The organism is Rhizosphaericola mali (genome assembly GCF_004337365.2).
GTDB classification, from domain to species: Bacteria; Bacteroidota; Bacteroidia; order Chitinophagales; family Chitinophagaceae; genus Rhizosphaericola; species Rhizosphaericola mali.
In genome coordinates this window covers 2,669,211-2,684,172 of sequence record NZ_CP044016.1, presented here as the reverse complement: position 1 = coordinate 2,684,172, position 14,962 = coordinate 2,669,211, and the positions used below count along the sequence as shown (strand labels likewise).

Here is a 14,962-nt window from a genome sequence, read left to right as displayed (position 1 = left end):
CTTTTTAGTACCATTTTAAAAATTCAACTCTTGTTTTTGGCGTATCTTTTTCAACTAAACTTTTGAATTCGTTGATGTCACTGAAACCATTTCCTCCTCTATAGTGAAATGGAATTACAATTTTAGGTTGAAAATCATGTACCGCACTAGCTGCTTGTTCCACTGTCATAGTATAAGGCAAATTCATACAAAGAAATGCAAGGTCGATATTTTTTAATTGACGCATTTCTGGAATGTCCTCGGTATCTCCACTAATGTAAATGTTTTTGTTATTTATAGTAATAACATAACCATTTCCCCGTCCTTTATTGTGAAACTTCAATCTTTCGGGTGTAAGATTATACATTGGAATTGCTTTAATAGTGAAAAAGTTTTCCTTTTTACTATCGCCATTTTTCAAAATTTCTACATGATAATTTGTAGGAATTAGTTTGGCTACCGCCTCTGGCGCAATAATTATAGTGGATTTTTTGATGGGTAATTTTGGCAATAATTTCGCATTGTAATGATCCTCGTGTATGTCCGTATATATGATATAGTCTGGTGCAACTATGGAATCAGGTGACTTGTTGTCAAAACTTGGATCTACTAAAATCGTCTTACCTTTGTACTGCATCTCAAAACTCGCATGCTGTATGGCGGTAATATGAATTTTATTAAAATCAAGTGACGCACTTTGTGCAAATAAACTATTGGATAGTAGAATACATATACACAAATTAGAAAATAGAAAACTAAGTTTTTTCATTTTGATAAAAATTTAAAGAGTTCAATTTGCAAATGAATATAATTTGCAATTAAAATTACAGTAATAATCAAAGATTGATCGGTATAAAATATAGTTAACAATTAAATTAGAATGAAATGACAGATTTAAAAGGCAAAAACGCATTGGTTACAGGAGGCAGCAGAGGTTTAGGAAGAGCTACTGCATTGGCTTTAGCAAAATTGGGAGTAAATGTAGCTATAACGGGTAGAAATGAAGCGCATTTGAATACGACTTTGAAAGAATTAGAAGCTTTCGGTATTAAAGGTCTGGCTTTACAATGTGACGCTGTTAATGAAAACGAAGTTATTGACTCTGTTAATAAAGCAGTAGAATCATTTGGAACTATTGATATTCTTATAAACAATGCGGGTACAGCTTCCTTTGGTAGTGTTTTAGAAATGGAATCTCAACTGTGGGAAAAAATTATTCAGACAAATGTTTTCGGTGTTTACTATGTTGCTAAAGCAGTTGCAGCAATTATGGTCAAGCAAGGTAGTGGTGATATTATCAATATAGCATCAACTGCAGGCTTGAAAGGTAGTGCAAATTCTTCTGCTTATAGTGCTTCTAAATCTGCTGTTATTGGTTTCTCAGAATCCCTAATGTATGAGATGCGTAAACAAAATGTGCGTGTAACTACTCTTACACCAAGTACAATAGCTACAGATTTGACTTTAAAAGATTTAAAAATTACTGATGGTAATCCAGATAGAGTATTGCAACCCGATGATTTTGCAGAACTAATTGTAGATGTTTTACAATTTAATAAGAGAGCATTGATTGCAAGTGCTTCAATATTTTCAACGAATCCTTAATTTTCTATATAATTCACAAAAAAAAGCGATTATTATGAACGTAATAATCGCTTTGTGCTATTTAATAAATTAAGCAAACAATCAGGACGGCAATTTTTGTTAGAGGCCTAGATTCATACAAAATTTCATATGAGCTTTCTAAAGCAAAACAAATATAAACTTATTTTTATAACTAACAAATGTTCATTTATATTTTTTTGAAAAAATATTTTGAAAATATAAAAATTAGCGTTTAACTTTGACATCGTAAACAATACATTAATGAATTTAGCAGGTAACAGTTTTGGTTTCTTTTACTTTTTCTACTTTACACAAAGTGGATCGGGTAAATATTGCTAAATTTAATAACAAATATTTGAAACCCGATCTTAGGATCGGGTTTTTTTGTATAACTCAATTGTATGGCAGAAAATTTGGAAAAAGCAGTTTCTATTCAAGGCTACCGTGGATGTTTTCATGAGCAAGCGGCAAATATTTTTTGGGGAAAAGATACGGAGATGATTTGTTGCGATAATTTTAGAGAAGTGGTTTCTATCGCTGGAAATAAAAAGAAAAGTACGGGTGGTGTCATGGCAATTGAAAATTCCATTGCAGGTAGTATTCTTCCAAATTATAATCTTTTGAAAAAAAGTAATTTGAAAATTATAGGAGAAGTTTTTCTTTCCATTAAACAAAATTTAATGGTTTTGCCTGGTACAAAATTGGAAGATATCAAAGAAGTACGCTCTCATCCAATGGCATTGTTACAATGCGCAGATTATTTGGATAAACATAATTGGAAATTGGTAGAGTCGGAAGATACCGCATTGAGTGCGCAAAAAATCAGTCAAAATAAATTGAAAACTGCGGCAGCAATAGCGAGTGAGATTGCCGCAGAGATTTATGATATGGAAATTATCGCTCCAGAAATCAATACGATGAAACGTAACTATACACGTTTTTTAATGTTGCAGAGAGCCGATATGGTCAAGGAAATCGAAGATGCAAATAAGGCTTCCATTTATTTTTATACAGATCACTCCAAAGGTAGTTTGGCTAAAGTCCTTACTAAAATTGCAGAGTCCGGTTCTAATTTAAGTAAACTACAAAGTTTTCCAATTCCAGGAAGCAATTGGGAATATAGTTTTCATGCAGATTTAGAATTTGAAAATATAGAGGATTTTCATCATGCACTTTCCGCTATAACCCCAATTTCTAAAAATCTTAAGGTATACGGAATTTATAAAAAAGGAAAAACTTATTAAACAAATACGCGATCGGTAAGTGCTTGGATAGACTATACATTTTAATTTTAAAAGGCACAAATACCATCCAGAATTTATCAATTTTAATTCAGTAATGACTATACAAACGGCATCAAGATTAGGCAATGTAAAAGAGTATTATTTCTCTAAAAAATTAAGAGAAATTGATAGTCTTAATAAAGAAGGTAAAAATATTATCAATTTAGGTATCGGAAGTCCAGATCTTCCGCCTTCGCCTGAAGTCATTAAAGTATTACAAGATGCTTCTGCATTGCCTAATGTTCATGGTTATCAAGGTTATAAAGGTATTCCTGAGTTTAGAAATGCCATTGCCAATTGGTATCAAAAATGGTATAGTGTTACCGTAAATGCAGATACTGAAGTTTTGCCGTTGATGGGGTCTAAAGAAGGTATTATGCATATTTGTATGACTTATTTGGAAAAAGGAGACAAAGTTTTAGTTCCTAATCCAGGTTATCCAACTTATTCTAGTAACATTAATTTAACAGGCGCCGAAATTTTACCGTATAATTTATCTGATAAAAATGATTGGCAACCAGATTTTGAAGCAATAGAAAAAGAGGATTTGTCCAATGTAAAATTGATGTTTGTTAATTACCCTCAGATGCCGACGGGTAAAAATGGATCCATTGAACTATTTGAAAAACTGGTTGCATTTGCAAAAAAGCATAGTATTTTATTAATACATGATAATCCATATAGTTTCATTTTGAATGATCATCCTATCAGTTTATTAAGTATTCCTGGTGCACTAGATGTGGCGATTGAATTAAATTCTTTGAGTAAGTCGCACAATATGGCCGGTTGGAGATTGGGAATGTTGATCGCGCATAGTGATCGTATTAATGAAATATTGCGTTTCAAATCTAATATGGATAGTGGTATGTTTAAACCACTACAATTAGCAGCGGCAAAAGCGTTGGAATTGGGAAAAGAATGGCATGAACAGGTAAATGAAATATATCGTAGCCGCCGTGATAAAGTGTACGAACTATTAGATTTATTGGACTGTACCTACTCCAAGGATCAAGTGGGAATGTTTATGTGGGCAAAAATTCCATCTACCTATAATAATGGAATTGAGTTGGCGGATGATGTTTTATACAAAGCAAATGTATTTATTACTCCTGGAAGTATTTTTGGAAGTGAAGGAGATAAATATATTCGAATTAGTCTCTGTGGAGATATTCAAAGATTTGAAGATGCAATTCACAGAATTGAATCCTCAACTATAATCAATCAAATGAAATGAAACAACTAGAAAATGTTACTATAGTCGGTTTGGGGTTGATAGGCGGTTCTTTTGCTCTATCTCTAAAAGACAACAATTTAGTGAAGCATATTATCGGTACGGATGTAAATCATGTGCATGAAGAAAAAGCGCTAGAGTTGGGTTTAGTGGATGATGTGTTACCTCTAAAAGAAGCCGTTCTTAAATCTGATTTGGTCGTTTTAGCTATTCCAGTGAGCGCTTGTGCGCAACTATTGCCTCTGATTTTGGATATGGTAACTACGCAGATGGTAATAGATACAGGATCTACTAAAAAAAATATTTTAAAATCTGTTGTTAATCATTCTAATCGAAAAAGATATTTGCCTACACATCCTATGTGGGGAACCGAATTTAATGGTCCGGAAGCTGCTGTACATGGGGCATTTAAAGGTAAGGCAGTTGTACTATGTGATAAGGAAGAGAGCGATATTGATGTAGTCGATACTGTAGAATCTATATATAAAACTATTGGAATGAATATTGTAAATATGCATGCAGATGCACACGATGTGCATGTTGCTTATGTGAGTCATATTTCGCATATTACATCGTTTGCATTAGCAAATACAGTCTTGGAAAAAGAGACAAAAGAAGAAGCGATTTTTGCACTAGCAAGTGCGGGTTTTGAAAGTACTGTTCGATTGGCCAAAAGTCCATCAACTATGTGGGTTCCCATTTTGATGCAGAATAAAGAAAATGTTCTGGATGTATTGACAGAACATATCAGTCAATTGGAAAAATTTAAAACTTGCTTAGAAACTCAGAATTGGAAGGGATTGACAGAGTTAATGCAAAATGCAAATAGAATAAGTAAAGTACTAAAGAAATAGTGTTTTTGTTAGAAAAAATCTAAGATAAACAAGCTGGGAAATTTAATATTAATCATTCTTTTATATTAAAGTACCTTTGCACAAATTTTTAATTAAAGAAAGATGATAACATTTGAAGAATTGGGTTTAGAAGAGCAGTTGGTAAAGGCTACCAGTGATCTAGGCTTCGTAAATCCTACAGCCATTCAGGAAAAAGCAATTCCTGCATTAATCAATGGCGCTAAAGATTTAATAGGTCTAGCTCAGACAGGTACCGGTAAAACTGCCGCTTTTGGTCTACCATTGTTACAAATGATAGATAAAGATCAAAAGTTCCCACAAGCTTTGGTTATCTGTCCTACACGTGAATTGTGTTTACAAATTGTAAAAGAGATTACCGCATTTAAAAAATATTTGCCTACCGTGAGTGTAGTTGCAGTATATGGCGGTTCTTCTATTGGCCTACAGATCAAAGATCTTAAGAGGGGCGTACAAATTGTAGTCGCAACCCCTGGTCGTTTGATTGACTTAATCGAAAGAAAGGCAATCCATTTAGAAGAAATTAAGTATGTCATCATGGATGAAGCGGATGAAATGCTTAATATGGGTTTTCAAGATGATATTGAATTCATTTTGCAAAATACTCCTATCAGAGAATATACGTGGTTATTTAGTGCTACTATGCCTAATGAAATCAGGAGAGTTACCAAAAAGTATATGTCCGATCCAATGGAAATTACCGTTGGTGCAGTGAATACTGCTAACAAAAATATTGAACATCAATATTATGTTACGAGTGCGGCATATAGATATGAAACGTTGAAAAGATTGATAGACTATAATCCTGGGATTTATGGTATCATCTTTACACGTACTAAAATGGATGCGCAAAATATAGCTGAAAAATTAACAAGAGAAGGCTATAATATCGATGCATTACATGGAGATTTATCACAACCTCAACGTGATAAAGTAATGAAAGCTTTTAGAGATAAAAGTTTGCAATTATTGATCGCAACAGATGTTGCAGCTAGAGGTATAGACGTTCAAGGTATCACGCATGTAATCAACTATGAGTTACCTGATGATGTGGAAGTTTACACACACAGGTCTGGTCGTACAGGTAGAGCGGGTATGACGGGTGTAAGTTTGAGTATCGTTCACTCCCGTGAATCATTCAAATTACGTCAGATTGAAAAGATCGTAAAAGCGCCTTTCCATAAAATGGATATTCCAAGTGGAACTGAAGTTTGTAGAAAACAATTTTTGTTTTTCATGGACAAACTTTTGAATTTGGATATTGAGACAACTAGTTTGGATGCTTACATGCCGATGCTTATGGAAAAATTTGCAGACGTAAGTAAAGAAGAAATCTTGAAAAGATTGTCCGTATTGGAATTTGACCGTTTCTTGAAATACTATGAAAATGCGAATGATCTAAATATCAGAGACGATCGTGGACGCAATAGTCAACGCAATGGAAGAGAAAATAGAGACGGCGGTAGAGACAGAAGTAATCGCGGAGAAAGATCTGAAGGTCGCAGTCGTGAGAGATTTCCAAGAAATGATGAAAATAGCGATATGGCTAAATTATTTGTCAACTTAGGAACGAAAGACGGATTTTACAAAGCTAGCTTCTTACAATACATTTTAGATTTGAGTGATTTGAAAAAAGAAGTATTGGGTAGAATCGATATGCGTGAAATGAATAGTTGGGTTGAGATTGATAAAAAATCGGCTAATAAAATGATTAAAGCGATCGATGGTAAAAACTATAAAGGTCGCCGTATCAGAATGAATGATGCCAATAGTAGAGGATAAAAATTTTTCATATAATAAACATTGTGATATGCAAGCCACACCATCCACTAGTAAAACGCTAGTAGACGAACTTTGGGAAAAACGCCCTTTGATTATTTCTGGTCCATGTAGTGCGGAGTCAGAAGAGCAAGTTGTAGAAACTGCAATACGTTTGAAAAAAACTGGCAAAGTAGATATGCTTAGAGCTGGTATTTGGAAACCACGTACACGTCCAGGATCTTTTGAAGGTGTTGGTACTATCGGTCTTCCTTGGTTACAAAAAGCAAAAGCAGCAACTGGTTTGCCTATTGCTGTAGAGGTAGCAATGCCCAAACAAGTAGAGGATTCTTTGACTTTTGGTGTTGATGTTTTATGGATTGGTGCGCGTACAACTGTAAATCCTTTTAGCGTGCAAGATGTTGCAGATGCTTTGAGAGGTGCAGATGTTCCAGTTTTGATTAAAAATCCAATCAATCCAGATATTGAACTATGGACTGGTGCTGTTGAGCGTATCGCAAAAGCAGGGATCAAAAAAATCGGTTTGATTCATAGAGGATTTTCTTCTTATGGAAATACCGAATATCGCAATGCTCCAATGTGGCATTTAGCGATTGAGATGCGTCGTCGTTTCCCTGATGTGTTGTTTATTAATGATCCTTCTCACATTTCTGGAAGACGAGATTTATTGTTACCAGTAGGACAAAAAGCAGCTGATTTGGATTTTGATGGTTTGATTTTAGAGTCTCACATCGATCCAGATAACGCTTGGAGTGATGCAAAACAACAAGTAACTCCAGAAAGAATGGGCGAAATTTTGAATTCTTATGTATGGAGACATCAGAAAGCTGAAGTTGAAAATACTGAATTGGAAAAATATCGTCAACAAATCAATCAATTAGATGATGAGTTGTTGCACTTATTAGGACAAAGAATGAAAATTGCTGACAAAATTGGAGCCTATAAAAAGGAAAATGATATTACCATTTTACAAACCAATCGTTGGAATGAAATTTTGGATTCTATGTCTGCAAAAGGCGAAAAATTAGGATTAAGTAAAGATTTTATTACTAAATATTTGGATGCGGTACACGTTGAAAGTATCAATCACCAGAATGCAGTAATGAATGAATAACTCTTTCTAAAATCATATAATGGCTTAGATGTTTAGGATATTTTCCTAAATATTTAAGCCATTTTAATTAATAGCAATTTGAAAAAAATAATCAAATATTCCACAGGGGATAGCACTGCATTTTATTTCAACGAGTCTTTAGAATTGTTAGGTAAAATAGCAGATCCAAGATCGACATTTATAATAACGGATTCCAATATTTATCCAAAAATTGAAAAAAAATTAAAAGGATGGAATATTCTAACTATACAAGCAGGAGAGGAGTTTAAGCAAGCAAATGCTGTTCATGGATTAGTAGAGCAATTAATTCATCTAGGTGCAGATCGTAAAGCAACGATAGTTGGTATTGGTGGTGGCGTAGTCACAGATATTGCTGGTTATACGGCTGCAATCTATATGCGAGGTGTCGATGTTGGATTTGTTCCTACAAGTATTCTTGCAATGGTTGACGCTTCTATAGGTGGAAAAAATGGAGTTGATGTAGGTATTTATAAAAACATGGTTGGAACTTTTAAACAACCAAGCTTCTTGCTATATGATTATAGTTTGTTAAAATCGCTACCCAAACTAGAATGGGTAAATGGTTTTGCAGAGATTATTAAACATGCATCTATTAAAGATGCGGCGATGTTTAAACTTTTGGAAGAACACAAAATTTCAGATTTTCAAAAAGATAAAGAATTGCTTCATAAATTGATTATGAAGAATACACTTTTAAAAGCGAAAGTGGTTCAAGAAGATCAATTTGAACAAGGAGATCGTAAACTATTAAATTATGGTCACACTTTAGGACATGCTATTGAAAATACTTATAGTTTGCCTCATGGATTTGCTGTTTCGATAGGAATGGTAGCCGCGGCTTATTTATCTAAAGAATTATTAGGATTCAAAGCATCAGAACGATTAGTTAATCTAATTAAACAATACGGATTACCTGCATTTTTTGAATATGATGCGACTTTAGCATTAAAAAATATGCTCTCTGATAAAAAGAAGATTGCGAATAAAATCAATTATGTGCTTTTAGAAAATATTGGTAAAGCCATTTATAAGCCACTGATTTTAGCGGAGATAGAACCTACTATTACGATGTTATCTTCTATTAATAAAAAATAAGAATATACAAATTAAAATATATGGACGGCGCGCAATTAATTACAGTTTATCCTTCCAAAATTAGCGGTGAAATAGTTGCTCCCGCATCAAAAAGTTCCATGCAGCGTGCATGTGCAGCCGCCTTTGTAAAAAAAGGTATTTCAATTATTCATAATCCTGGAATAGCAAATGATGATAAAGCTTCGTTAGCTGTTATTCAAACTTTAGGAGCGATAGTAACTGAATTAGAAAATGGCTCATTAAAAATTGATAGTTCTGATATTTCGACAAAAGAATTAGTAACTATTGATTTTGGCGAAAGTGGTTTAGGTAGCAGGATGTTTACTCCAATTGCAGCCTTGAGTGCCAGTAAAGTTCATATAACTGGACACGGTAGCTTGACAACTAGGCCAATGAATTTCTTTGATGAAGTTTTACCTAAATTAGAAGTAGATATTCAATCTAATGAAGGGAAATTACCACTTGATATTCAAGGTCCTTTAGTTCCTCATAATATTACTGTAGATGGTTCGCTTAGTTCACAATATTTAACTGGATTATTGTTGTCATTTGCCGCAGCGCAGGCAAATAATGTGACTATAAAAGTGGAAAATTTAAAAAGTAAGCCTTATATAGATTTGACACTAAAAGTCATGGAAGATTTTCAACTAAAATTACCAGAAAATCATAATTATGAATCCTTTACCTTTGGTACAGAGTCTGTTATTTCTAAAGATACGATAGTATATCAAGTAGAAGGAGATTGGAGTGGTGGTGCATTTTTATTAGTTGCGGCAGCAGTGGGTGGTAGTAGTGTGATTAAAGGATTAGATGTTCAATCAACTCAAGCAGATAAAGCAATTTTAAATGCTTTGCAAGAGTCTGGAGTACAGCTGTCCATTGGATTTGATCAAATAGAAATTACAAAACCTACGTCGTTGAAGCCATTTAGATTTGATGCGACGGAATGTCCAGATTTATTTCCTCCTCTAGTTGCTTTGGCAGCCAATTGTCAGGGGGATAGTATGATTGAAGGTGTGACTAGATTGGCGCACAAAGAAAGTGATCGAGGGTTGACTTTGCAAGAAGAGTTTGGGAAAATGGGAATTGAAGTGGAGTTAAAAGGGGATGTTATGATAGTTCATGGAGGTACGGGTATTCAATCTGCAACTACCACCTCACACAATGATCATAGAATAGCCATGGCTATTGCGGTAGCTGCATTAAACGCAAATGGTCCAGTAGCGATTCAAGATCCTATGGCAGTTAAAAAGTCTTATCCTAATTTCTATGAACATATAGAAAAATTGGGTGTTAAAGTAGTATAATAGTTTTAATTAGAATAAAATAGGAAGTTATGGCACAGGTGAAATTTTTGTTTTTGGATATAGGTGGTGTAATGTTAAATAATGGTTGGGATCGTAATGGTCGTAAAGCTGCCATTGAAAAGTTTGGGTTAGAAGCTTCAGAATTGGATGAACGTCATCATTTAACTTTTGATACGTATGAAGAAGGGAAAATTTCTTTAGATGAGTATTTAGATAGAACGGTATTTTTTAAAGAAAGAGATTTTACAAAAGAGCAATTTAAACAATTTATGTTTGAATTATCTCAACCGCTACCTGAAATGATTGAACTTTTTAAATCAGTAAAAGAAAAGAATCATTTGAAAATTGCTGTTGTAAATAATGAAGGTCGCGAACTAAATGATTATAGAATTAGTCATTTCGGACTAGAAAATTTTATTGATTTCTTTATTTCGTCTTGTTTTGTTCATATTAGAAAACCAGATGCGGACATCTTTTCTTTAGCGTTAGATATTGCACATGCAAAACCAGAAGAAGTCGTATATATAGATGACCGTGCGATGTTTGTACAAGTAGCTGGTAAATTGGGATTGAAAGGAATTGTACATAAAGAAATTGAAGAAACTAAGAAAAGTCTTCTAGGATTTGGTTTAGATGTTTAATTACTAATAGTTATAAAGTTACATGAATAGTTTTGGTAGGTTTTTTCGAGTGAGCATTTTTGGAGAATCTCATGGTGCTTCGGTTGGTGTAAGTATTGATGGTATTCCAGCTGGATTATCACTTAAGCAAGAGGACTTTTTGCCTGATATGGATCGTCGTAAAGGTGGAACGCAAAAAGGAGCTACGCCAAGACAAGAAGCCGATGTTCCTATATTTATGAGTGGTGTTTTCAATGATTACACAACAGGAGTACCTGTAACTATGGTTTTTGAAAATAATAATACACGTTCTAATGATTATTCAAAACAAAGATCCATTCCAAGACCCGGTCATGCAGATTTTGTAGCTCATACTAAATTTGGTGGATTTGAAGATTATAGAGGAGGTGGCTCTTTTAGTGCAAGACTAACTGCGGGAATTGTTGCGGCAGGAGTGATTGCAAAGAAAATATTAGGCGAGTCTATTTCTATAGAGGCAAAGATTACAGAGATCGCTGGAGTTGCTGACCTTGAACAAGGACTACAAAAAGCGATCGATGCAAAAGATAGTGTAGGTGGTATTGTCGAGTGTCGAGTGATTGGATTGCCCATTGGTTTGGGGGAGCCATTTTGGGATAGTGTAGAGTCTGTTTTGGCTCATGCTGCATTTTCAATTCCTGCTGTGAAAGGAGTGGAGTTTGGAAACGGTTTTGCGGCTGCAAAACTATTTGGGACTGAAAATAACGATCCTATAATTGATGATAATGGAACGACTAAAACAAATAATGCTGGTGGTATAGTTGGGGGAATTACAAATGGCAATGAATTGGTTTATCGGATTGCTATAAAACCAACATCGTCAACTCCTAAACTACAACATACTTGGAATTGGGATACGAAGCAAATTGAAGATTTCTCGGTAAAAGGTAGACATGATTTGTGTGTTGCACTCCGTGCTCCAGTAATTTTAGAGGCAATGACAGCTATAGTTTTGGCGGACTTAATGTTTTTGGAAGGACACATTACTAGAATAAAAAAATAGTAAAAAACATAGTTTGTTTTGTGAAAAAATCAACTATTATACAAAAAATATGATAAAGTTGTTAGTTTTTATGGTTTTGTAAAAAAAAAATCCTTACTTAGTATATTATTTGTTATAGTATGTTATATTTTTGCAATACTATAATGAAACTATAAACTATAAAATTAAAAACATGCCTAAAACAACAAATCAAACTAAGGACACTTCCAAAAGAGTATCTTTCTCTCCTGAAGTTCAAGAAGAAATCAAAAAAGCAATTATTGCTGGTGGTTCCGCTAAAGAGTTAAGTGATAAATTTGGTATTACAACTCCAAACTATTACTACTATAAAGCTCAAATTAAAAAAGCGGGTACTAAAGTAGAAACTAAAGAAAAAGTTGCCTCTCCAAAAGTAGCTACAGCTCCTAAAAAAGCAGCAGCGAAAAAAGAAGTTGCTCCAAAGAAAGAAAAAGCTGCTCCTGCTAAAAAAGCAAAAGTGACTCCAGTTGTTGTTGCAACACCTAAAAAAGCAGCAGCGAAAAAAGAAGTTGTAGCTAAAAAAGCGACTCCAGTTAAAAAAGAAGTAAAAACTAAAGCAGTTGCAGCTCCAAAAGCAGCGGTAGCTCCTAAAAACTTTGTAATTGGTGATACTAAAGTTACTATTGGTAAAAATGTTAAGTCTGTAGATATTAATAAAGGAACTATTAAAATTACTTTCTAGTAGTTTAATATTACTTATTTAGAAAAGCCTTTTTATTCATTAATAAGAAGGCTTTTTTATTTTCTCTAAATAATACTTCAAATCAAATACATCCAAATAGTAGCAACATATTGAATTTTAAAAGATTTAAACTTTCTTTGTTTATTAAAACATAATTAGTCATTCAACTTTATGATGAAAGTACTTTTCATATTTATCCTTTTTTTGTGGGGCTGTAGTATTTCCAGTTGTATTGCATTTTCGGATTCTTCTAAGAGTTTGGGGGACGGAAGGTTATACTTTGAGGTTAAGTGAAAATAACCAAGATTTAATTGGTCCGACTTTTATGGTTTCTCCCTTTATAGACTCTATAGGTTGGAATGATCGTTATATTTTATTACATCAAATTGTCAACTTCAAATCATACAATGACTATTTTTCCTTTGATTTGAAATGTAAAATATACAGATTCGTGGATTGGCAAAAGTTTGTGTATTCGCCTGAGTTAGATTCAATTACTATATGTACCATCATACTCAGTATAACTTAACAAAACTAGATAATAAGACGCCACAATACTACAATACAATCGAAGTTATTGGTGATAGCATATTGAATAATAATCCGTATTATATTGATTTAATAAATAGGCGACAAGTTTATTGGATTATAGACAAAATACAACAAAAGAAATATGGCCCATTTGATTTCAATACAATTGAACATGAAAAAGAGAAAAGGGGAATTTTAAAAATGTTATTGGAACATTATTAAATTCCTATTAGCAAATCTTATAATAGTTAAATGATGCTTTCTAGATGTTTAATTTGTGTATGACTAAAAGCAATACACTAATTATATATAAAAATGTCGCCAATTATAATTGACGACATTTTTATTTTAAACGTTTATATCTTATTAGATATCCGTTGCTTCTCCATAAGCTACAGCTGTAGCTTCTTTGAATGCTTCACTCATTGTTGGATGAGGATGGATAGCATTTAAAACTTCGTGTCCAGTTGTCTCTAATTTACGTGCTAAAACTGCTTCTGCAATCATATCAGTAACACCATGACCAATCATGTGAACACCTAGTAATTCTCCATATTTTGCATCATAGATTACCTTTACAAAACCTTCTGTAGCTCCTGCTGCAGTTGCTTTACCAGACGCAATGAAAGGAAATTTACCAACTTTAAGTTCGTAGCCAGCTTCTTTTGCTTTTGCTTCAGTAAATCCTACGCTAGCAATTTCTGGGGTAGCGAATGTACATCCTGGAACATTATTATAGTCAATCGCTTCAGGATTGTGTTCTAATTTCTTTTCCAAAAATGCAATTGCTTCAGCCGCATTGATACCTTCTTTACTTGCTTTGTGCGCAAGCGCTTGATTTGGAGTACAATCACCTAATGCATAGAATCCATCAATATTTGTTTTTTGATATTGGTCTACAACGATTCTACCTCTGTCCGTTTTGATACCAACATCTTCCAAACCGATATTTTCAATATTTGCAACAATACCAGTAGCGCTTAATAATACATCTGCTTGAAGATCTATATAGGTACCATCTGCTTTTTTAACATGCGCTTTTACACCTTCTCCAGTAGTATCAATAGACTCTACACTAGAATTAGTCATTACTTCAATGCCATTCTTTTTGAATTGTTTTTCTAATTCTTTAGAAACATCTTCATCTTCAACAGGAACCATGCGTGGCATAAATTCTACGACTGTAACTTTTGTACCTACGCTATGATAGAAATAGGCAAATTCAGTTCCGATAGCTCCGCTACCAACAACAATCATAGATTTAGGATGTTGAGGTAATACCAATGCTTCTCTATAACCGATTACTTTTTTATGATCTTGTGGTAGGTTAGGAAGTTCTCTACTTCTTGCACCTGTTGCAATAATGATATATTTACCTTCAACTATATCTGTTTTACCATCTTTATCTGTAATAGCTAATTTGCCTTTACCTGCAATTTTACCTGAGCCCATGATCACGTCAATCTTGTTTTTCTTCATCAAGAATTGAACGCCTTTACTCATTTTGTCAGCGACACCACGACTTCTTTTGATTACTGCTTCAAAATCAACATCACCAGAAGCTTTAATTCCGTAACTATCAGAATGATTGATATAATTATTTACTTCCGCACTTTTTAGAAGCGCTTTTGTAGGAATACATCCCCAGTTAAGGCAAATGCCACCTAAATTTTCTCTTTCAACTATTGCAACTTTAAATCCCAATTGAGATGCTCTGATAGCCGCTGGATATCCTCCAGGACCACTACCGAGTACAATTACGTCGTATGCCATGATATTTTAT

14 protein-coding genes are annotated in these 14,962 nt (G+C 33.8%); 12 read left to right on the top strand and 2 right to left on the bottom strand.

Features of this window, described 5'->3' with window-relative positions; all coding sequences use genetic code 11:
* Positions 1-4: 4 nt before the first annotated feature.
* Entirely contained in the window at positions 5-748 is a 744-nt protein-coding gene (locus tag E0W69_RS11515) for an MBL fold metallo-hydrolase (protein ID WP_131330209.1), read from the bottom strand.
* Between the two features lie 116 nt (positions 749-864).
* Here E0W69_RS11515 and E0W69_RS11510 point away from each other — a divergent pair, with 116 nt between their 5' ends.
* The 12 genes from E0W69_RS11510 (at position 865) to E0W69_RS11455 (ending at position 13,401) form a co-directional block, all read left to right on the top strand.
* Positions 865-1,584, top strand: coding sequence for a 3-ketoacyl-ACP reductase (locus E0W69_RS11510; protein WP_131330208.1), 720 nt, complete (start codon positions 865-867; stop codon positions 1,582-1,584).
* A 401-nt stretch (positions 1,585-1,985) separates the two neighbouring features.
* Entirely contained in the window at positions 1,986-2,828 is an 843-nt protein-coding gene (locus E0W69_RS11505; RefSeq protein ID WP_131330207.1) for a prephenate dehydratase, read from the top strand.
* 94 nt (positions 2,829-2,922) lie between these two features.
* On the top strand, positions 2,923-4,101 hold the full coding sequence (locus E0W69_RS11500; RefSeq protein WP_131330206.1) for a pyridoxal phosphate-dependent aminotransferase: 1,179 nt from the start codon (positions 2,923-2,925) through the stop codon (positions 4,099-4,101).
* Positions 4,098-4,952: a prephenate dehydrogenase gene (locus E0W69_RS11495; protein WP_131330205.1), complete on the top strand. Its 855-nt coding sequence runs from the start codon at positions 4,098-4,100 to the stop codon at positions 4,950-4,952. Before E0W69_RS11500 ends, E0W69_RS11495 begins: the two co-directional genes overlap by 4 nt.
* 102 nt (positions 4,953-5,054) lie before the next feature.
* The gene (locus E0W69_RS11490) at positions 5,055-6,752 is read left to right on the top strand and encodes a DEAD/DEAH box helicase (RefSeq protein WP_131330204.1); all 1,698 of its coding nucleotides are present in this window, start codon (positions 5,055-5,057) and stop codon (positions 6,750-6,752) included.
* Between the two features lie 28 nt (positions 6,753-6,780).
* Positions 6,781-7,863, top strand: a complete 1,083-nt coding sequence (locus tag E0W69_RS11485) for a chorismate mutase (RefSeq protein WP_131330203.1) — start codon at positions 6,781-6,783, stop codon at positions 7,861-7,863.
* A 78-nt stretch (positions 7,864-7,941) separates the two neighbouring features.
* Positions 7,942-8,979, top strand: a complete 1,038-nt coding sequence (gene aroB / locus E0W69_RS11480; RefSeq protein WP_131330202.1) for a 3-dehydroquinate synthase — start codon at positions 7,942-7,944, stop codon at positions 8,977-8,979.
* A 20-nt stretch (positions 8,980-8,999) separates the two neighbouring features.
* Complete coding sequence (gene aroA, locus E0W69_RS11475; protein ID WP_131330201.1) at positions 9,000-10,286, top strand: 3-phosphoshikimate 1-carboxyvinyltransferase; 1,287 nt, start codon at positions 9,000-9,002, stop codon at positions 10,284-10,286.
* A 29-nt stretch (positions 10,287-10,315) separates the two neighbouring features.
* On the top strand, positions 10,316-10,927 hold the full coding sequence (locus E0W69_RS11470) for an HAD family hydrolase (RefSeq protein ID WP_131330200.1): 612 nt from the start codon (positions 10,316-10,318) through the stop codon (positions 10,925-10,927).
* 22 nt (positions 10,928-10,949) lie between these two features.
* Complete coding sequence (locus E0W69_RS11465; protein ID WP_131330199.1) at positions 10,950-11,948, top strand: chorismate synthase; 999 nt, start codon at positions 10,950-10,952, stop codon at positions 11,946-11,948.
* Between the two features lie 172 nt (positions 11,949-12,120).
* Positions 12,121-12,648 carry a histone gene (locus E0W69_RS11460; RefSeq protein ID WP_131330198.1) on the top strand — a complete coding sequence of 176 codons (528 nt, stop codon included), beginning with the start codon at positions 12,121-12,123 and terminating at the stop codon, positions 12,646-12,648.
* Positions 12,649-13,149: 501 nt separating this feature from the next.
* Positions 13,150-13,401: a hypothetical protein gene (locus E0W69_RS11455; protein ID WP_131330197.1), complete on the top strand. Its 252-nt coding sequence runs from the start codon at positions 13,150-13,152 to the stop codon at positions 13,399-13,401.
* A 144-nt stretch (positions 13,402-13,545) separates the two neighbouring features.
* Here E0W69_RS11455 and lpdA read toward each other — a convergent pair whose 3' ends face one another.
* Positions 13,546-14,952, bottom strand: a complete 1,407-nt coding sequence (gene lpdA, locus E0W69_RS11450) for a dihydrolipoyl dehydrogenase (protein WP_131330196.1) — start codon at positions 14,950-14,952, stop codon at positions 13,546-13,548.
* Positions 14,953-14,962 lie beyond the last annotated feature (10 nt).

Coding starts and splice junctions, on each gene's coding strand:
- E0W69_RS11455 (WP_131330197.1), top strand. CDS start 13,150: ATGTACCATCATACTCAGTATAACTTAACAAAACTAGATAATAAGACG.
- E0W69_RS11460 (WP_131330198.1), top strand. CDS start 12,121: ATGCCTAAAACAACAAATCAAACTAAGGACACTTCCAAAAGAGTATCT.
- aroA (WP_131330201.1), top strand. CDS start 9,000: ATGGACGGCGCGCAATTAATTACAGTTTATCCTTCCAAAATTAGCGGT.
- E0W69_RS11470 (WP_131330200.1), top strand. CDS start 10,316: ATGGCACAGGTGAAATTTTTGTTTTTGGATATAGGTGGTGTAATGTTA.
- E0W69_RS11485 (WP_131330203.1), top strand. CDS start 6,781: ATGCAAGCCACACCATCCACTAGTAAAACGCTAGTAGACGAACTTTGG.
- E0W69_RS11465 (WP_131330199.1), top strand. CDS start 10,950: ATGAATAGTTTTGGTAGGTTTTTTCGAGTGAGCATTTTTGGAGAATCT.
- E0W69_RS11510 (WP_131330208.1), top strand. CDS start 865: ATGACAGATTTAAAAGGCAAAAACGCATTGGTTACAGGAGGCAGCAGA.
- E0W69_RS11490 (WP_131330204.1), top strand. CDS start 5,055: ATGATAACATTTGAAGAATTGGGTTTAGAAGAGCAGTTGGTAAAGGCT.
- lpdA (WP_131330196.1), bottom strand. CDS start 14,952: ATGGCATACGACGTAATTGTACTCGGTAGTGGTCCTGGAGGATATCCA.
- E0W69_RS11500 (WP_131330206.1), top strand. CDS start 2,923: ATGACTATACAAACGGCATCAAGATTAGGCAATGTAAAAGAGTATTAT.
- E0W69_RS11495 (WP_131330205.1), top strand. CDS start 4,098: ATGAAACAACTAGAAAATGTTACTATAGTCGGTTTGGGGTTGATAGGC.
- E0W69_RS11505 (WP_131330207.1), top strand. CDS start 1,986: ATGGCAGAAAATTTGGAAAAAGCAGTTTCTATTCAAGGCTACCGTGGA.
- E0W69_RS11515 (WP_131330209.1), bottom strand. CDS start 748: ATGAAAAAACTTAGTTTTCTATTTTCTAATTTGTGTATATGTATTCTA.